This is a genomic window from Reyranella sp., from assembly GCF_965279625.1.
Taxonomy (GTDB): domain Bacteria; phylum Pseudomonadota; class Alphaproteobacteria; order Reyranellales; family Reyranellaceae; genus Reyranella.
Map to the genome: position 1 here is coordinate 5,383,674 of NZ_OZ257251.1, position 18,414 is coordinate 5,402,087.

Annotated in this window: 17 protein-coding genes; 11 read left to right on the top strand and 6 right to left on the bottom strand. The window is 66.8% G+C overall.

The window, feature by feature from the left end:
* Positions 1 to 151: 151 nt before the first annotated feature.
* Complete coding sequence (locus ACQY78_RS26165) at positions 152 to 868, bottom strand: AraC family transcriptional regulator (protein ID WP_428680782.1); 717 nt, start codon at positions 866 to 868, stop codon at positions 152 to 154.
* A 149-nt stretch (positions 869 to 1,017) separates the two neighbouring features.
* Between ACQY78_RS26165 and ACQY78_RS26170 the strand changes: the two genes are divergently transcribed.
* The 9 genes from ACQY78_RS26170 to ACQY78_RS26210 all read left to right on the top strand — a co-directional run bounded on the left by ACQY78_RS26170 (position 1,018) and on the right by ACQY78_RS26210 (position 11,596).
* The gene (locus ACQY78_RS26170; protein WP_298306303.1) at positions 1,018 to 2,211 is read left to right on the top strand and encodes an MFS transporter; all 1,194 of its coding nucleotides are present in this window, start codon (positions 1,018 to 1,020) and stop codon (positions 2,209 to 2,211) included.
* 92 nt (positions 2,212 to 2,303) lie between these two features.
* Entirely contained in the window at positions 2,304 to 3,281 is a 978-nt protein-coding gene (locus ACQY78_RS26175; RefSeq protein ID WP_428680786.1) for a Bug family tripartite tricarboxylate transporter substrate binding protein, read from the top strand.
* Between the two features lie 5 nt (positions 3,282 to 3,286).
* Positions 3,287 to 5,239 (top strand): alkyl/aryl-sulfatase, encoded by a 1,953-nt coding sequence (locus ACQY78_RS26180; protein WP_428680789.1) that lies wholly within the window; start codon positions 3,287 to 3,289, stop codon positions 5,237 to 5,239.
* A 76-nt stretch (positions 5,240 to 5,315) separates the two neighbouring features.
* Positions 5,316 to 6,629: an ABC transporter substrate-binding protein gene (locus tag ACQY78_RS26185; RefSeq protein WP_428680792.1), complete on the top strand. Its 1,314-nt coding sequence runs from the start codon at positions 5,316 to 5,318 to the stop codon at positions 6,627 to 6,629.
* A gap of 29 nt (positions 6,630 to 6,658) precedes the next feature.
* A complete protein-coding gene (locus ACQY78_RS26190) occupies positions 6,659 to 7,438 on the top strand; it encodes an ABC transporter ATP-binding protein (protein ID WP_428680795.1) in 780 nt (259 codons plus the stop codon).
* 13 nt (positions 7,439 to 7,451) lie between these two features.
* The gene (locus ACQY78_RS26195) at positions 7,452 to 8,156 is read left to right on the top strand and encodes an ABC transporter ATP-binding protein (RefSeq protein ID WP_428680798.1); all 705 of its coding nucleotides are present in this window, start codon (positions 7,452 to 7,454) and stop codon (positions 8,154 to 8,156) included.
* Between the two features lie 8 nt (positions 8,157 to 8,164).
* A complete protein-coding gene (locus ACQY78_RS26200; RefSeq protein ID WP_428680801.1) occupies positions 8,165 to 9,037 on the top strand; it encodes a branched-chain amino acid ABC transporter permease in 873 nt (290 codons plus the stop codon).
* Positions 9,034 to 10,005 carry a branched-chain amino acid ABC transporter permease gene (locus tag ACQY78_RS26205; protein ID WP_428680804.1) on the top strand — a complete coding sequence of 324 codons (972 nt, stop codon included), beginning with the start codon at positions 9,034 to 9,036 and terminating at the stop codon, positions 10,003 to 10,005. Before ACQY78_RS26200 ends, ACQY78_RS26205 begins: the two co-directional genes overlap by 4 nt.
* Positions 9,998 to 11,596 (top strand): GMC family oxidoreductase, encoded by a 1,599-nt coding sequence (locus ACQY78_RS26210; RefSeq protein ID WP_428680807.1) that lies wholly within the window; start codon positions 9,998 to 10,000, stop codon positions 11,594 to 11,596. Before ACQY78_RS26205 ends, ACQY78_RS26210 begins: the two co-directional genes overlap by 8 nt.
* Here ACQY78_RS26210 and ACQY78_RS26215 read toward each other — a convergent pair.
* Genes ACQY78_RS26215 through ACQY78_RS26225 form a run of 3 tightly spaced genes read right to left on the bottom strand, consistent with a single transcriptional unit; the run spans position 11,564 to position 14,291 of the window.
* Positions 11,564 to 12,613 carry an adenylate/guanylate cyclase domain-containing protein gene (locus tag ACQY78_RS26215; RefSeq protein ID WP_428680810.1) on the bottom strand — a complete coding sequence of 350 codons (1,050 nt, stop codon included), beginning with the start codon at positions 12,611 to 12,613 and terminating at the stop codon, positions 11,564 to 11,566. The genes ACQY78_RS26210 and ACQY78_RS26215 overlap by 33 nt on opposite strands.
* A complete protein-coding gene (locus ACQY78_RS26220; RefSeq protein WP_428680813.1) occupies positions 12,610 to 13,605 on the bottom strand; it encodes a threonine ammonia-lyase in 996 nt (331 codons plus the stop codon). The genes ACQY78_RS26215 and ACQY78_RS26220 overlap by 4 nt, the downstream gene beginning before the upstream one ends.
* Positions 13,602 to 14,291 (bottom strand): haloacid dehalogenase type II, encoded by a 690-nt coding sequence (locus ACQY78_RS26225; RefSeq protein WP_428680816.1) that lies wholly within the window; start codon positions 14,289 to 14,291, stop codon positions 13,602 to 13,604. Before ACQY78_RS26225 ends, ACQY78_RS26220 begins: the two co-directional genes overlap by 4 nt.
* A 40-nt stretch (positions 14,292 to 14,331) precedes the next feature.
* Between ACQY78_RS26225 and ACQY78_RS26230 the strand changes: the two genes are divergently transcribed.
* Both ACQY78_RS26230 and ACQY78_RS26235 read left to right on the top strand, forming a co-directional pair.
* Positions 14,332 to 14,646, top strand: coding sequence for a monooxygenase (locus ACQY78_RS26230; RefSeq protein ID WP_428680819.1), 315 nt, complete (start codon positions 14,332 to 14,334; stop codon positions 14,644 to 14,646).
* A gap of 48 nt (positions 14,647 to 14,694) precedes the next feature.
* Positions 14,695 to 15,660 carry an aldo/keto reductase gene (locus ACQY78_RS26235; protein WP_428680822.1) on the top strand — a complete coding sequence of 322 codons (966 nt, stop codon included), beginning with the start codon at positions 14,695 to 14,697 and terminating at the stop codon, positions 15,658 to 15,660.
* Between the two features lie 3 nt (positions 15,661 to 15,663).
* Here ACQY78_RS26235 and trxC read toward each other — a convergent pair whose 3' ends face one another.
* Both trxC and ACQY78_RS26245 read right to left on the bottom strand, forming a co-directional pair.
* The gene (gene trxC, locus ACQY78_RS26240; protein ID WP_428680825.1) at positions 15,664 to 16,113 is read right to left on the bottom strand and encodes a thioredoxin TrxC; all 450 of its coding nucleotides are present in this window, start codon (positions 16,111 to 16,113) and stop codon (positions 15,664 to 15,666) included.
* A 96-nt stretch (positions 16,114 to 16,209) separates the two neighbouring features.
* Entirely contained in the window at positions 16,210 to 18,297 is a 2,088-nt protein-coding gene (locus tag ACQY78_RS26245) for a lytic transglycosylase domain-containing protein (protein ID WP_428680828.1), read from the bottom strand.
* Between the last annotated feature and the right edge of the window lie 117 nt (positions 18,298 to 18,414).

Here is an 18,414-nt window from a genome sequence, read left to right on the forward strand (position 1 = left end):
CCAGGCGGCGGCGGGAGCGCAGACTCAAGAAACTGGTAAACGACGGTTTAGATTACCCTAAACGGGGGGCGCATTGGGTGATTATTACCATCCAGCGTCAAGCGCTAACCATTTGCAATCGTGCGGTAAATCCCGCACGCGCCGGAGGGTCTTAGCGGGAAGGGCGATAGGCGCTGGGGGAAGCCCCCGAGGCGCGCCGGAACATGGCGCTGAAGGCGCTGACGCTTTCATAGCCTAGCTCGAGGGCGACCTCGGTCACGGCCTGGCCGCCGCCCAGACGGCCCATCGCCTCGAGCACGCGGGCTTGCTGGCGCCAGGCGCCGAAGGTCAAACCGGTCTCCGTCATGAACAGGCGGGCCAGCGTCCGCGGGCTCGCATTCGCCCAGCCCGCCCACTCCTCCAGGGTGCGCTGATCGCCGGGATGGGCGAGGAGGGCCGAGCAGAGGCGATGCAGCCGCTTGTCGCGCGGCATCGGAAGGTGCAGCGGCAAGGACGGTTCGCGGTGCAACTCGTCGAGGATCAGCGCCACGACATGGCCCGCGGCGCCGCGCTCGTCATAGTCCATCGGCATTTCGGTCGCGCGCACGATCAGTTCGCGCAGCAGGGGAGATATGTGCAGGACGCGGCACACGTCCGGCATGCCAGCCGCTGCATCCTGGCGCAGATAGAGCGTACGCATCGTCACATCGCCCGACATCACGATCGAATGGTGAACGCCGGGCAGCATCCAAAGCGCGCGCTGGGGCGGGACCACCCAGACGGCTTCCTCCGTGGAGATGCGCATCGTGCCGGCGGTCGCATAGATGAGCTGGGCGCGGCGATGACGGTGCGGCGCGATTTCGAAACCGTCCGGAAAGTCCTTGGGCATGGCCGCGACCGCCCGCGGGACGTGCTGGTAATCCTCGGGGTTGGTCGAACGCAGAGCGGCTTGGCGTTTTCGCGACATTAATTGGCAATATAGCGCAAGCCAGACAGGCGGACCAAGTCTAGTCTCGGCGTTCCTGGAGGAACAACAAGATGAGCCACAGCAGTCCGACTTCTCTCCTGCTCAACATCGGCCATGCCATGGATCACTGGATCCTGGTGGTCTTTGCCTATTCCTGGGGCGTGATCGCCGGGGTGTGGGGCGTCGAATGGACCGAGCTCACGCCGTTCAACTATGGCGCGCTCTTCATGTTCGGCGCCGGCTCGATCGTGAGCGGCCGCCTCGGCGACCATTGGGGCCGCTGGATCATGATGGTGATCTTCTTCGTGGGCATGGGGGTCTCCGCGCTGATCATCGCGCTCTGCACCAACAAGTGGCAGATCGGCGCGGCGCTGACGCTGATGGGCGCCTTCGCCTCGATCTATCACCCGGTCGGCATCCCGATGCTGGTGCAGAAGGCCAAGAACCCCGGCTTCACGATCGGCGTGAACGGCCTGGCGGGCAACATGGGCATCGCCATCGCGGCAGGCCTCTCCGTCTACATCGCCCAGCGCTTCGGCTGGCAGGCGGCGTTCATCATCCCCGGCGTCATCTGCCTGATCTGCGCCGTCGCCTTCGTGGTCCTTGTGCCGCGCGAGGAAGAGGCGCCGGCCAAACGCAAGGCCAAGATGCTCGACCTGCCGCCGTCGGTGATGGCGCGCGTTTTCGGGATCATGACCTTCACGGCCGTGACCGGCAGCATCATCTTCAACTTCACGACCAACGGAAACGGCGAGCTGCTGGCCAACCGCGCCAAGGCCATTGCGCAGGATCCGGCCATGCTGGCGACGATGCTGTTCGTCATCTTCGCGCTGGCTTCGCTCGCCCAGCTCGTGGTCGGCAAGATGATCGACCGGTATCCGCTGAAGAATATCTACCTGCCGATCGTGCTGCTGCAGGTGCCGCTGTTCCTGATCGCCTCGCAGGTCGAGGGCTGGGCGCTGTTCTTCACGGCCATCGCCTTCATGCTGCTGGTGTTCGGCGCCATTCCGTTCACCGACGCCATGATCGTGCGCTACATCGACGACCGCATGCGCAGCCGCGTCACCGGGGTCCGCCTGGCGATCGGCTTCGGCGTGAGTTCCTTCGTCGTGGCGCTGATCGGCCCGGCGGTGAAGGATGCGGGCTTTCCCGTGCTGCTTTCGGTTCTGGCCGGCGTGGCTTTCTGCTCGTTCCTTGCCCTGTCGATGCTGCCCAGCGAAAGCGACGTGCATGCCGCTTCGGCGGCGCCGAAGCCCGCCGAGTAGCATCGCCTCCCTGCAAACGGCGGCCGCGCGCATTGCGCGGCCGTCGCGCGTTTGCGATCCTGCCTGCAAACGAAAACAGCGAGGGTAGGATCATGCTCAAGAGACGTGGTGTGCTGGCGGGTGCCGCGGGCTGGACGATCGTCGGAGCCTCGTCGGTGCGGGCCCAGGCCTGGCCCAGCCAGCCGATCCGGCTGGTGGTGCCTTATGTGGCCGGCGGTTCGACCGACACGGCCGCCCGCATCGTCGCCGAGAAACTGTCGGGCATGCTCGGCCAGCAGGTGATCGTCGAGAACAAGGGCGGCGGCAACACCATCATCGGCATGGATGTGGTGGCCAAGGCCAGGCCCGACGGCAACACGCTGCTGCTGGGGGCCGCCACGATGGCGACCAACGTCGCCCTGGGGCTGAAGCAGCCGTTCGATCCGCTCAAGGATTTCCAGATGATCTCGACCCTGGTCGACATCCCCGATCTCCTGGCGATCGACGGCAAGGCGTTGCCGGCGAAGAACTACGCCGAATTCGCCGAATGGGTGAACAAGCAGCCGCAGCGCGTGCGCTACGCCACGTCGGGCATGGGCAACCAGCCGCACCTGTGGGGCGAGCTGTTCCGCACCCGCAACAAGCTCAATCTCGAGAGCGTCAGCTACAAGGGTGCGGCCGATGCGCTGCGCGACGTCATGGGCGGCCACCTGCCGATCATGATCGACGTCGTGCTGCCGACGGGCACGCACGTGGCGGCCGGCCGACTCACCGGCATCGCCGTCGCCTCACCCGAGCGCTCGACGGTCTGTCCCGACGTCCCGACCGTAGCCGAACTCGGCATGAAGGATCTGGAGAGCGCCGCCTTCTTCGGGCTGGTGGGTCCGGCCGGGCTGCCTGCACCGATCGTCGAGAAGCTCAATGCGCTCTGTCTCGAGACGCTGAAGGATCCGGCGGTCAAGAAGCGGTTCGCCGAACTCGGCTTCTTCACGACGGGCAGCACGCCGCAGGCCTATCTCGACCGGGTCAAGTTCGAGACCGAACGCTGGACCAAGGTCGTCAAGGAAAACAACATCAAGGTCGAGGGTTAGCAGTCATGGCGTCCGCGTCGGCAGTTCCGGTTCCATCCTCCCATCTCGACGCCGCACGCGACGCCGAACCCGCAACCAAGGCCGCCAATGCGGCGATGGCGGCGCATCTGCCGTTCGCCGACACGGACGACTTCGAGGCTGCGAAGCGCGGTCTGGTTGCGACCGTGCCCGAGGGGATCGTGCGCACCGGCGGTGGCACGGTGCTCTGGAACCTGGGCGAATACGCCTTCATCGACGGCGAGCTGGCGCCCGACACGGTCAATCCAAGTCTGTGGCGTATGGCGCGACTCAACCTTGCCAACGGGTTGTTCAAGGTCACCGACCGGCTCTACCAGCTGCGCGGCTTCGACATCGCCAACATGACGGTGATCGAGGGTGACAGCGGGCTGATCCTGATCGATCCGCTGACCACGGCCGAAGTCTCGCGCGCCGCGCTCGAGCTCTATTATGCGCATCGGCCGCACAAGCCGGTGGTCGCCGTGATCTACACCCACAGCCATGTCGACCATTACGGCGGCGTGCGCGGCGTGATCGACGAGGCCGACGTCAAGGCGGGCAAGGTCCGGGTGATCGCGCCGGCCGGCTTCATGGAGGCGGTATCGGGCGAGAACGTGCTGGCGGGGCCGCCGATGGCCCGGCGTGCGCAATTTCAGTTCGGCACGATGCTGCCGCGCGGGGCCCGCGGCCAGGTCGATGCCGGCCTCGGCAAGAGCGTCGCGCGCGGCACGCCCGGCCTGATCGCGCCGACGCAGTCGATCGCCAAAGCGGTCGAGACGCACACGATCGACGGTATCGAGATCGTCTTCCAGCTCGCGCCGGAGACCGAGGCGCCGGCCGAGATGCACATGTTCTATCCGCAGCTCGGCGTGCTCAACATGGCGGAGAATGCCTGTCCTCTGTTGCACAACTTCATCCCGTTGCGCGGCGCCGTGGCGCGCGATCCGCGCATCTGGGCCAAGTATATCGGCGACGCCATCGCGATGTACGGACCGAAGACGAAGGTGCTGATCGGCCAGCATCACTGGCCGACCTGGGACAACGCGAAGATCATCGACTATCTCGAGGCGCAGCGCGACCTCTACAAGCACATTCACGACCAGACGCTGCGCTACATGAATCGAGGTTGGCGCCCGGCCGAGATCGCCGAGGTGATCGACCTGCCGGCGGGCCTCGCCGAACGCTGGGCCGTACGCGGCTACTACGGATCGGTCAGTCACAATGTGAAGGCCGTCTATCAGCGTTATCTCTCCTGGTACGACGGCAATCCCTGCAACCTGCATCCGCTGCCGCCGGCGCCAGCCGCCGCCAAGTTCGTCGAGTATATGGGCGGTGCCGCTGCCGTGATCGAACGGGCGCGCAAGGACTTCGCCAGGGGCGAGTATCGCTGGGTGGCGCAGGTGATGAAGGAGGTCGTCTACGCCGAGCCGGGCAACGAGGAAGCCCGCGCCCTCTGTGCCGATGCGCTGGAGCAGATGGGCTACCAGGCGGAGTCGGCCACCTGGCGCAACGCCTTCCTCTACGGCGCGCAGGAACTTCGCCACGGCGTCTTCCAGATGCCGGTGCGTCCCGGCATGGGCGCCGACACCATCGCCGGCCTCACCAGCGACGTCTTCTTCGACCTGCTGGCGATCCGCCTCGATGCGAAGAAGGCGGCCGGACAGTCGCTGGTCGTCAACTGGCGCTTCACCGATCGCGACGAGACGCTGGTGCTCACCTTGAAGCACAGCACGCTCACGCACCGCATGGGTGACACGGCGGCGAATGCCGATGTCTCCGTCACGACGACTCGCGCCACGATGGACGCGATCGTGATGCGCAAGCTCACCATTCCCGACGCGCTGGCGAGCGGGGCCCTGCAACTGCAGGGAGAAATCCCGAAGCTCGGCGCGCTGTTTGCGATGATGGACCCGCCGGCGGGAATGATGTTCGAGATCCTCACGCCGGGGGAGGGCCGGTAGCGCGAAACGCTTGACAGAACCTCCCGCGTTCCCTGTGATGGGGACAAGAAATATTAAAAGTATATGGGAGGAGTTCATGCTCATGCGTAGGGCTGTGCGCTTTTTGGGTGGGGCGGTTGCTGCCGTCACGGCGCTGGGCATGGCGGTTTCCGCCCAGGCCCAGGAAAAGAAAATCAAGATCGGCGTCATCTACGATCTGACCGGCCCGCTGGCCGGTGGCGGCTCGGAGCTGAACTACACCGGCGCCAAGATCATGATCGACAACTTCATCAAGCAGGGTGGGGTCGAGGGCTACAAGATCGAGGCGATCTACGCCGACGCGCAAAGCAAGCCCGACGTCGCGATCAACGAGGCGGTGCGCCTGATCGAGCAGGAGAAGGTGAACCTCGTGCTCGGCTTCTTCTCCTCGGCGCAGTGCGTGCCTGTGGCGGCGCGCGTCGAGCAACTCAAGAGCTTCATGTGGATCACGACCTGCATCTCGACGGGCGTGGTCGAGAACAAGAACCTGAAGTACGTCTTCCGTCCGCAGGCGAGCGGCCAGCAGTTCGGCCTCATGGCCGCCGACATGATCGAGAAGAACGCCAAGGCGAAGTTCGGCAAGGAGCCGAAGGACATGCGCGTGGCCATCATCCACGAGGATGGCTCGTACGGTGTCGACGTCGCCAAGGGCAACGAGGCGGGCTCCAAGAAGGCCGGCTTCAACGTCGTCATGAAGGAAGGCTATTCGGCGACCGCGCCCGACTTGTCGTCGCTGGTGACCAAGCTGAAGCGTGCTCGTCCCGACGTCATCTTCCACACTGGCTACAACCCCGACATCACGCTGTTCGCCCGACAGGCGCGCGAGCAGGGCCTCAAGTTCGGCGCGCTGGTCGGCCATGGCGCGGGCTACGGCGTCTACGAGAAGCTCAAGGACGGCATGGGCAGCGATGTGAACTACGTGTTCAACATCGACCCGATCTCGATCTGGCTGGCCAACCAGGCGACGCTCGATCCGAAGCTGCCGCCGGTGATCAAGATGGTCGGCGAGGAGTTCGACAAGGTGAAGCCCGGCGTCGCGATCCGCTCGGCGCATGTCGGCATCGCGGCCTCCAATACCTACGTGTTCTTCACCGAAGTCCTGCCGCGCGCGATCAAGAAATACGGCGGTGTCGATCCCGAGGCGCTGCGCAAGGCCGCTCTCGACGTCGACCTGCCGGAAGGCGGCACGATGCTGGGCTTCGGCGTGAAGTTCGCGGGCGAGGGTTCGCCGATCGCCGGGCAGAACGAGCGCTCTTTCCCGGTCATCATCCAGTATGTCGACGACAAGTCGTACGTGGTGTGGCCGAAGAGCCAGCAGCAGCGTGAGCCGGTGCTGCCGCTGCCCAAGACCTCGGGCTTCAGCAACCAGTAGGCCGCGGCCGCAACGAACGAGGGCGTGCCGTGCTGGTCGTCGAGGGTCTGGTAAAGCGTTTCGGCGGCTTCACGGCCGTGAACAACGTATCGTTCAAGGTCGATCAGGGCGAGATTCTCGGCCTGATCGGTCCCAACGGTTCGGGCAAGAGCACGATCTTCAACATGCTGTCGGGCACGTTCCCGCCGACCGCCGGATCGATCCGGTTCGACGGGAAGGAGATCGCTGGCCTGCCGCCGCATCGCATCATCAACAGCGGCGTCGGGCGCACCTTCCAGATCCCGCGGCCGTTCCGCCGGCTCACCATCTTCGAGAACGTGGCGCTGGCGGGCTATTACGGCCAGGGCAGTCACAGCCTGGCCAGGGCCGAGGAGGCCGCCGAGCGCGCGCTCGACATGGTCGGCCTGCCGACCGACCGGGGCGCCAGCGTCGACGGGCTGGGGGCGGCGGGCCTCAAGAAGCTGGAACTCGCCAAGGCGATCGCGACGGGGCCGAAGCTGCTGCTGGCCGACGAGAGCCTGGGCGGTCTCGACGAGACCGAGATGGACCAGGCCGCCGACATGCTGCGCAAGATCCGCACCGAACTGGGCATCACCATCATCTGGGTCGAGCACATCATGGGCGTGCTGATGAAGGTCGTGGACCGCGTCATGGTGCTGGATCATGGCGAGAAGATCTCGGAGGGCCTGCCGAGCGCGGTGTCGCACGATCCCCGCGTGATCGAGGTCTATCTCGGCACTGATGCGCATGCCACGCAGGCGACGGCTGCCGCCGCCGCTGCCGCGGGCGGCAGCCCGGCCAAGCGCTGACGGGGCCGAGAGCATGCTTGAACTCAGATCGATCGACGCCGGCTACGGCAGGTTTCAGGCGCTGTTCGGCGTCGACCTAGACGTCAAGGCCGGCGAGGCCGTGGGGGTCATCGGTCCCAACGGCGCCGGCAAGACGACGCTGATGCGCGTGATCTCCGGCCTGATCCGCCCGACCAAGGGCTCGATCAGCATGCAGGGCACCGATGTGCTGACGACTGCGGCGCATCGGATCGTCAGTCTCGGCATCGCGCACGTGCCGGAGAACCGGCGGCTGTTCCCGCGGCTCAGCGTCGAGGACAATCTGCGCATGGGCGCCTTCATGCCCGAGGCGCGGGCGCGCTACCGCGAGCGCATGGACTTCGTCTTCGACCTGTTCCCGCGCATGAAGGAACGTCGCAACCAGCTCGCCGGGACCATGTCGGGCGGCGAGCAGCAGATGTGCGCCATCGGGCGCGCCCTGATGAGCGATCCCAAGCTGCTGCTGCTAGACGAACCGTCGGCGGGGCTGGCGCCCGTCGTGGTCCAGCAGGTGTTCGAACTGGTGAAGCGCATCCGGGCCGGCGGCCTCACGGTGCTGATCGTCGAGCAGAACGTGCAGCAGGTGCTGCAGGTCGTCGATCGCGCCTACCTGCTGGAGGCCGGTTCGATCCGGGCCTCCGGCGCGTCGGCCGATCTGCTGGCCGACGATTCCATCCGGCAGGCGTATCTCGGTGTGTAGGTGAAGCGATGATGGAAATTTTCGACATCTACCTGCTCGAGGCGCTGGTTAACGGCATCCTGCTGGGCGGCGTGCTGGCGTTGCTGGCGCTCGGCCTGAACCTGATCTTCGGCGTCATCGACGTCACGTGGATCTGCTACGCCGAGCTGGTGATGATCGGCATGTACGGCATGTACTATATGTTCTCCGTGTACGGACTGCCCTACTGGGTCGCCGCGCCGATCTGCATCCTGCTGGTGGCGGCCCTGGGGGCGGCCCTGCACTTCCTGGTGATCGAGCCGCTGCTGGGGGCGCCGCCGATCAACCAGTTGCTTGCCACGGGCGGCGTCCTGTTTGTGCTGCAGAGCTTCGCCACGGTGGCTTTCGGCATCGACTTCCGCAATCTCGGCATCCGCCTGCCGGTCCTGGCGCTGGGCGAGATGCATTTCAGCTACGCCCGGCTTCTCGCCTTCATCGCCGCGCTGGTCGGCATGGTCGCGGTCTATCTCTTCATGACGCGCACCTACACCGGCACGGCCATCCGGGCGATCGCCCAGGATCGCCAGATCATGGCCTTGATGGGCGTCGACACGAAGAAGATCTACCTGGTCACGTCGGCGCTCGGCGGCGGACTGGCGGGCCTGGCGGCCTGCCTGCTGGTGCTGCAGTACGACGTTCACCCCTTTGTCGGCCTGTCCTTCGGACCGATCACCTTCCTGATCTGCGTGCTGGGCGGGCTCGGCAACTTCGTCGGTGGCTTCGTGGCCGCCTTCCTGTTCGCCGAGATCATCTCGCTCGGCGGTCTCTTCGCCGACCTCGAATGGGGCTATGTGCTGGCCTTCGCCTTCTTCATCGTCATGATGTTCATCCGGCCCGCCGGGCTGCTGGCGAAGCGCTCATGAACAAGCAGCTCGCCTGGGGCCTGGGTCTGGCGGCGCTGGTCGCGCTGCCCTTCGTCTATCGCGACCCCTACCATCTGCACATCCTGGTGCTGATCCTCATCTGGTCGTTCGCCTACACATCCTGGTCGATGATGGGGCGTTTCGGGCTGGTGTCGCTGGGCCATGGCGGTTTCATGGGTGTCGGCGCCTACGTGACGGCGTTGCTGTGGAACCATCTCGGCGTCTCGCCGTGGATCGGCATTCCGGCGGCCATGCTGTGCGCCGGGGCGCTGGCGATGGTCGTGGCCTACCCGTGTTTCCGCTTCCGCATCACCGGCCATTATTTCGCGCTGGTGACGCTCGCGCTGTCGGGCATCGTCCTGCAGATCATCATTGCGACCCGCGACTATACCGGCGGTTCGCTGGGTTACACACCGGAGCGCACCAAGGGCAGCCATCTCCTCGCGTTGCAGTTTGACGACAAGGTCGTGTGGTACCTGATCGCGCTCGGCGTGTGGGCAGGGGGCCTGGCGGTCTGGTACTGGATCGATCACAGCATGAGCCGCTACGCGATGGAGGCGATCTCGGAAGACGAGGACGCGGCGGCGGCGGCGGGCGTCAACGTGACCGCCGAGAAGCTGCGCATCACCGTGATCAGCGCCGTCATGACGGCGATGGCGGGCGCCCTCTATGGCCAGTATCAGATGTTCATCGCTCCCGACACGGTGAGCGGAATTGCCGTGTCCCTCCAAATGGTGTTCGCAGCGGTCGTGGGCGGAATATACGTGGCGCTCGGACCGACGATCGGCGCCATCATCACCATCATGTTGGCCGAAGTCCTGCGCATCGGCTTCGGAACCAAGGCGGTGGGCTGGGACAATCTGCTCTACGGCGTGCTGCTGGTGGTCTTCATCATCTTCCTTCCGAAGGGCATCCTTGGCAGCTTGCTCGCGTGGCTGAAGTCGCCTAGCAAGCAGAGGAATGGATGAGTTCGACTACGTCGTCGTAGGGGCGGGATCTGCTGGCGGCCCCCTCATTGACCGTCTGACGGCAACGGGGCGCCATTCCGTGCTGCTGCTCGAGGCTGGCCCCGAGGCGAGGAGCCCGTGGCTCTCGATCCCGGCGGGCTTCGCCGTGACGGTGCGGGATCCCGCCGTAAACTGGAAGTCTTCGACGGAGCCTGAGGGGTATCTCGGCGGCCGCCGCATCTATTGGCCGCGCGGCAAGGTCATGGGCGGCTCGAGTGCGATCGGCGGCACGGTCTATGTCCGCGGGCTGGCGTCGGACTATGATGGCTGGCATCGGCTGGGCAACGAGGGATGGTCCTTCGAAGATTGCCTGCCGTACTTCCGCCGCCTGGAAGCCTTCGCCGATGGTGGGACGGAGCTGCGTGGCGACAATGGTCCGGTCAAGATCACGCAGAGCGAATATCACAACGAGCTGGGCGACTCCTTCCTGGAAGCCTGCACCGAGATCGGCCTCAGGACGACATCCGACTTCAACGGCGCCCAGCAGGAGGGCGCGGGCTACTACCATGCGACAGCGAGCGACGGCCGGCGCAATTCGACGGGTCGCGCCTATATTGCGCAGGCACGCCGCCGAGCGAATTGTCGGATTCTCACCCGCGCCCTGGCCGAGCGCGTTGTGGTCGAGGGGGGCCGCGCCGTCGGCGTGGCCTACCGTCTGGGGGGAATCAGCCGGGTCGTGCGGGCGCGCCGTGAGGTGATCCTGAGCGCCGGCGCCGTCGGCTCGCCGCAACTGCTGCAGCTTTCGGGCATCGGGGACGGGGCGCACCTGTCATCGCTCGGCATCCCCGTCGTCTGCGATCTCCCGGGCGTGGGCGACAACCTGCAGGATCATTACTGCGTCCGCTCGACCTATCGGACCTGGTGGCAGCTGTCGCTGAATGACGACTTTCACGTCATTCACCGCCGTCTCAGCGCCGCGCTCGTCTATGCTCTCGGGCGCAGCGGCCCGCTCATCGCGACGCCGGCCTTTGCCGGCGCCTTCGTGCGCGTGCTGCCGCAATCGGCGGAGCCCGACACCCAGTTGCATTTCCTTCCGTGGTCATTCGACAGCACGGAGAGAAGGCTGCATCGTTTTTCGGGCTTCACGATCCTGGCGAACCAGTCACGGCCCGAAAGCCGCGGCCATGTCCGCATCACGTCAAGCGAGGCAGATGTGCCGCCGGCGATCGTGGCCAATTATCTGTCGACCGACGGCGACCGGCGGGCCGTCGTCGCGGCCGCCCGGTTCACCCGTCTCCTCGCACGCAGTCCCGCTCTCGGGCGCATCGTCACCGAAGAGGTTTTGCCGGGAGTCGAAGTGTGGAACGACGAGGACTTCCTCGCCTTCGCCCGACAGGAGGGCCAGTCGGCCTTCCATCCGGTCGGCACCTGCCGGATGGGGCGCGACCCTGGGGCGGTCGTCGATCCTCAGCTTCGGGTGCATGGGATCGCGGGCCTTCGCATCGCGGACGCCTCGGTGATGCCGACGCTGGTATCGGGCAGTACCAATGCGGCCTGCATGATGATCGGCGAGAAAGCCTCAGACCTGATCCTGGCCGACGCGCAGCGATAGCGCGGCGATCTCCAGCGGCGCGTCGCGGCCGCGGATCGACAGGGTCGGCAGCGGCTCGGCCTGGAGGTCTGACGGAAGCCGGGCCAGCCCCAGCAATTCGGCGGAGACGAGCACGTCGCGCCCGAGACCCTTCGAGGCGTCGAGCAGGCGCGCCGCCACGTTCAGCGTATCGCCGACATAGGCGATCTCACGGCGGACATCTCCGATTTCGCCGGCGACGATCTCCCCGCAATGCAGCGCCGCCCGGAATCCGGGGACCGCGCCGAACCGGTCGCGATAGTGCGTGGCATTGCGGGCAATGTTCTGGCGGGCGAGGAACGGGCAGGCGAGACAGTCGCCCTCCTTGAGCGCGGGGCCGGCGGGCCAGGTGAGGATCACCTCGTCGCCGACGTACTTGTGGATCTCCGCATCGCATTCCATCGCGGCGTCGGCGACGTCGCGGAAGAAGGCGTTGAGCAGTTCGTGGAACCGGATCGCGCCCAGCTTCTCCGCAAGCCCGGTCGAATCCTTCATGTCGATCAACAGGAACGCCTTCTGCTCGTTTCGAGGCCGGGCATAGCGCCCCAGCAGCAGGTTCTTCAGGGTGCCGAACCCCAGCAGGCGGCCCGTCTCGATGATGAGGTTGCCGACCACCGACATGGCAATGGCGAAGAATACGGAGTTCCGGAAGATCGAATCGAAAATCACGAAGTGCCGGGTTCCGATCGACATCAGCAGGCGCGCGAGGATCAGGCCGGCGACGATGACGACGCAATAGAACACGACCTTGACGATGAAATAGCCGGCGAGCGGCAGTCGCCGCATCCAGCCGAGCGAGTTGATGCGGGCGCGTCGCACCTCGAAGAACACGATCGGTGTGGCGATCAGCAACGAGGTGAGGGTGCCCTGCAGCACCCCACGCAGAACGGGCTCGCTCGGGGCCACCGCCTGGCCGAAGTAGGCGCTGATCACGGCGCTGGCCAGGCTGATCCAGAGGATGATCCGCCATTCGCGTCGGTTGCGCCGCGACATCGTCATGCGGCGATGCGGTCCGCCCGGTCGAGCGCGCGCTTGAAGGTGGCATGGTCGACATTGCCGCCCGAGCAGACGACGGCCACGGCCCGGCCCTTCACCGGCAGCTTGCCGGTGAGCGCCGCTGCGAACGCCACGGCGCCGCCTGGCTCGACCACCAGTTTGAACTCGCGAAAGGCCACTTCCATGGCGTCGAGCACTTCCTCATCCGTGACGACGAGCCCGGGACCGAGGAGCTGCTGCGCCAGTGGGAACGTCACGTCGCCGGGCGTCGGCGCCAGCAGCGCGTCGCAGATCGATCCGGAGAGCTTTTCGTTCTTCTGCTTGGTGCCCGATGCGAGCGACCGAGCGAGATCGTCGAAGCCGGCGGGCTCGCCGGCATGCACGTACGTCGCCGGGCTGACGCCCTTGACCCCCAGCGCCACGCCGGTCGCCAGTCCGCCGCCCGAGCAGGGCGCCGCCACGGCGTCGAGGGTGACGCCCAGGGCCTTCGCCTGCTCGGCGATCTCGAGACCGGCCGTGCCCTGTCCGGTCAGGATCCAGGGATGGTCGTAGGGCGGCACGATGGTGGCGCCGGTCTTCGCCGCGATGCCCTGGCCGATTTCTTCCCGGCTGTCCTTGATGCGGTCGTAGAGGACCACCTCCGCGCCGCTTGCCCGCGTGTTGGCGACCTTGAGGGCCGGCGCATCGGCCGGCATCACGATGGTGGCCTTCGTGCCCAGCAGCCGTGCCGCCTCGGCCAGCCCCTGCGCGTGATTGCCCGACGACCAGCCGACCACGCCCCTGGCGCGATCGGCCTCGCTCATCGACGCGAGGAAATTGTAGGCGCCGCGCAGCTTGAAGGAGCCGGTGCGCTGCAGGCACTCGGCCTTCAGGAACAGCCGGCCGCCGAGCTGCCGGTTGACCCTCTCGTTCTCGAGCAGCGGCGTGCGGATCGTGACGCCCTCTAGTCGGCGGGCCGCGGCCTGTACGTCTGCAAAAGTCGGAAGCGAACTCATCGAGGAACACCAATCAGGTCGGGGAGCTCGGACAGGTCGCGGATTTGGGCCGAGAGCCTGCCGGGCAGGTTGTCGTTGGGCGCGCCGGTGCGGTTCACCCAGACGGTGCGGAAGCCGAACTGTGCAGCGCCATGCGCGTCCCAGCAGTTCGACGAGAGAAAACACACTTTGTCCGGCGTCACGCCGCAGCGCGCCTCGACGAGGCGATAGACGCGCGGGTCCGGCTTGAAGACGGCGGCCTCGTCGACGCTCAGCACCGCCTCGAAGTGGTTGGCGAGGCCCGATGCCGTGACCATCGGGTCGAGCATACCGGGATTGCCGTTGGACAGGATCGCCGTGCGCATGCCGGCTCGCGAGAGGCAGGCCAGCATGCCCGGCGCCTCGGGAAAGGGAGCGAGGGCCAGATAGGCCCCCATCAACCGCTCGCGCACGGCGGGATCGGCGATGCGATGGGCGGTCAGGCAGTGGTCGAGCGCCTCGCCCGTCACCTGCCAGAAAGGGGCGTAGGTGCCCATGGCATTGCGCAGCCATGTGTATTGGATCTGCTTGGTTCGCCACAGGTCCGACAGCGCATGGGCTGAAGGCCCGATCGCCTTGCGATGGCGCGACACTGCCGAATTGAAGTCGAACAGCGTGCCATAGGCGTCGAAGACGCACATCTCGATGCCAGGCAGGGGAACGGCCATTCAATTGCTCCAGAGCGGGCTAGACCGTAGGCTAACAAGCATGTTCGTCGCCATCGTTCAAATCCCCATGACGAAGCGTCCACCGGACGTTGCCGTCGAGGCTGCCACCAGATCGGCGCCGACCTACACGGCGCTCGGCGCGAAGGGCCTCCTCAAGAAGTACTATCTGAACGGCGAGGCGGGCGGCGGCGGTGTCTATCTGTGGGCCTCGGAAGCGGCAGCCCGCGCCTGGTATACGCCGGAATGGGAGGCGCGCGTGGAAGCCGCCTTCGGCGCCCGGCCGATCGTCACCTACTATGACAGCCGCGTCGTCGTGGACAACGAAACAGGCCAAGTTCGGATCGAGCAGGCCTGACGGCGCAACAGCCGTTGCGCGAGCCGGCCGAATGGCAGGGAGGAAAGTATGCAGAAGCGCAGGCTCGGCCGGACCGGGCTCGAGGTTTCGGTGCTGGGTTACGGTGCCGGCGCAGTCGGCGGGCTGTTCACGAAGGGCGCTGCGCAGGATCAGGAACGCGCCGTGGCGCGTGCGATCGAGGCCGGAATCAACTATTTCGACACGGCTGCGAAATATGGCGACGGCGAATCCGAGAAGAACCTTGGCCGTGTCCTGAAGGCGCTGAAGGCCGACGTCGTGGTCGGCACCAAGTTCCGCCTGACCGCCGCCGATCGCGCCGACGTCGCAGGTCTGGTCACCCGGTCCCTCGAGGAAAGCCTCAAGCGGATGGGCCGCGACCATGTCGACCTGCTGCAGCTCCATAATCCTCTGACGGCCAGGGACGGCGGGGACAATCTCGACGTCGAGATCGCCCTGAACGAGGTGGTGCCGGCGCTGGAGAGGCTGAGGAAGCAGGGCAAGACCCGCTTCATCGGCTTCAGCGGCGTGGGCGAACCCGCCGCACTCCTGAAAGCCGTCGACTCGAAGCTCTTCGACACGGTGCAGGTCGTTTATAACGCATTGAACCCCAGCGCCGGCGGGCCGATGCCCAAGGGGGCGCCCGGCCTCGACTATGGCCGCCTGCTCGACCGGGCCGAGGCCGCCGGCATGGGCACGATCGTCATCCGCGCGCTGGCGGGCGGCGCGCTCTCCGGTACGATGGACCGCCATCCGCTCGCTCAGCAACAGGTCCCGCCGATCGGCTCGGCCCCCGACTTCGCGGGCGACGTAGCGCGTGCCCGGCAACTGGAGCCCCTCGTGAAAGAAGGTGTAGCCGAGAGCCTCACGGAACTCGGCGAGCGCTTCGTGATCTCGCATCCCAACGTGTCGACGATGCTGGTCGGGTACTCGACCTCGCAGCACCTCGAGGAAGCGATCGCCGCGGTGAACAAGGGACCGCTGCCGGCGGCGACCCTGCAGCGGATCGCCGGCTAGGGCTTACGACAGAGCCAGTGCGTCGCGCGTCCAGCGCTCGATGGCGCTCGCGTCCATGGCGCCGGACTGGCGGGCGATCGGCTTGCCGTGGTGGAACAGGATCATGGTCGGAATCCCCTGGATGCCGAAGCGTTGCGCGAGTTCCTGCTCGTCGTCGGTGTTGATCTTGGCCAGGCGGACGGCGGGTTCGAGGCGGGCGGCCGCGCGCTCGAACTGCGGTGCCATGGCCTTGCAGGGGCCGCACCAGGGCGCCCAGAAGTCGACCAGGACCGGCAGCTCGCTCTTGGCGGCATGGGCTTCGAAGCTGCCGGCATTGAGCGCGACGGGATGACCGTCGAACAGCGGCGCGCCGCACTGGCCGCACTTGCCCTTGTTGCCCGCCGCCAGCTTCTCGCGTGGAAAGCGGTTCAGGGTGCTGCAGCGGGGACAGGCGAGGAGCAGGGCATCGGTCATGGCGTACCTCTTGGCATTTGAGCACGATGCGGCCGCAGCGACACGGCAGCCTTGATGCCGATCAACGCCGCGCCGCGCCGGACGTTTCGGCGCGAGCTACGAGCGGCCCACGGCCGGCGGCACGGTCTGGAACGGGCCGGCGAGGCGGCTGCGGTAGACGGCGAGGCCTTCCATGATGCGCTGGACGTAGTTGCGGGTCTCGCGGAACGGGATCATCTCGATCCAGTCGACCATGTCGATCTTGGCGGTGCGCGGGTCGCCGCCCGCCTCGATCCAGCGCGCGACCCGGTTGGGGCCGGCATTGTAGGCCGCCAGGGCCAGCTCGTAGGAGCCGCCGAAACGCTGCAGCATCTCGGCGAGATACTGGCTGCCCAGCTGGACGTTATAGGCGGGATCGCGCGTCAGCTTGTCCTGGATGAACGGCACTTTCGCCCGGCCCGCCACGTCGCGCGCCGTACCGGGCAGGAGCTGCATCAGGCCGAGCGCGCCCGACGTGGAGACGGCGCCGGCGTTGAACGAGCTCTCCTGCTTGGCCAGCGCCAGGGCGAGCGCGCGCTCGATCGACCCGGTGGCGCCGAGATCGACCATCGGGAAGGCCGCATCGAACAGGACCACGCCATTCTCCGCCCCGCGGCGGGCCACGGTGAGGCCGACATCGGGGCGCTTCAGCTCCAGGGAGAGCTGCGCCAGCAGCGCCACTTCGCCCGGCGTCGTGATCGAACGCGCGAGGCGCAACAGGAAGGGGCGGGCGCGGTCATAGTCGCCGGCCTGTCCGAGATAGCGCGCCATCGTCGCCAGTTCGCGCCCTGCCAGCGCCTGCTTGTCGCCGGCGGTAGGCACCGGATCGACCGGGAACTTAGGCTCCACGCCCTGCAGCTTCTTGGCCGCGAGCTGGCCGTAGAAGGTCTGGCCGTAGCCGGCGGCACGCGCATACCAGTCGGTAGCATCCTTGGTCTGCTTGGCGGCCTCGTAGGTGCGGGCGAGCCAATAGGCGCCGCGGCTCTTGGAGATGTCGGTCGAGACGCCGTCGTAGAGCGTGGAGAAATGCTTCAGCGCAACGGCCGGTTTCTTGAGCTGGCGCAGCGCGATCCAGCCCGCGAGGAATTCCGCTTCGGCGAACGACACGCCCTTGGTGAGTCCGTGACCGGTGGCGACGGTGTAGGCGTCGGCCGGACGATCGGCGTCGAGCAGCGCCCGCACCACGAGGTTGCGCTCGCTCCACCAGGCATCGGTCTGGTTGGGAATCGGGCCCGTGAGCGCCGCCTTGGCTTCATCGAGCGTGCCCGTCTTGCGAATCCACTGCATGCGCTCCAAGCGCAGCGTGGGCTCGGCGAGGCGTGCCGGCGGGACGGCGCGCAGGAGCGTGGCCGCGTCGGCGGCACGGGTCGCCATGGCGAGGCGGGCATTGGCGACGGGCTGGTAGTCCGGCGGCAGCTTCGGCACGAGATCTCGTGCGACCTGATGGCGACCTTCGCGCATGATGCGGTCGAAGCGGGCGACTTGGTCGGGGCCGGTCAGGAGCTGGGCGTAGCGATTGAGGAAATCGTTCTCGTCGGAATTGCGCAGCGTGGCGTTCTGCCAGGTGTCGCGGGCGAGCCGGGCGACCTCATTGGGCGCCGCTGTCGAAGCCGCCTCAAGCCGGCGCATATGGCCGGTGCTGGTGAGGGGCGGGAAGGCCGTGAAGTAGCGGACGACCTCGGAGGCCGGCGTCTCAGGTCCGATCCGCTCCTCGGCCTGGCGCCGCAGCACTTCGGGCTCGGGCCAGTCGGGTTGCTCGCGCAGGAAGCGCCAGGTCGCGGCGAAGCTCGCCTCGGTCCGCGGCGCCGCGCGCAGGATGCTCCAGGCGATGTAACGCTCGAGCAGGGTATTGCGGAAATTCGCGACCGCGGCCTGGGCATCGGCCCAACGATTGTCTTCGATCGCCTTGAGGGCGGCGGTGAAGGCCGTCGTCTCCGCCGCGTTGAGCGGATTGGCTGCCACGGCCGGGCCGGGGGGCGGCGGTGTCGCCGCGGAAGGAGAGGGCGAACTTCCCTGCACGGACGGTGCGGAGGCCGGCGCCGGCGGCGGGCTCGGCTTCTCGACGTCGCCCGGCAGCCGCCGCACGCCGGTGGTCGGCGCGGCGGACTGGGCCAGGGCGGGTGCTGCGGTGAGCAGCACCGCCAGCAAGATGAAGGGGGATTTCATGGGTTTCACGCCAGGAATCGTAGGCAGGGAGTTACGGCATCACAATGGCAAGTTGCCCAACTTGCAGCGCCAAACCCCGGAGCCTAGAGTGGTTCTTCAAGGGAAAATCGGAGGAAG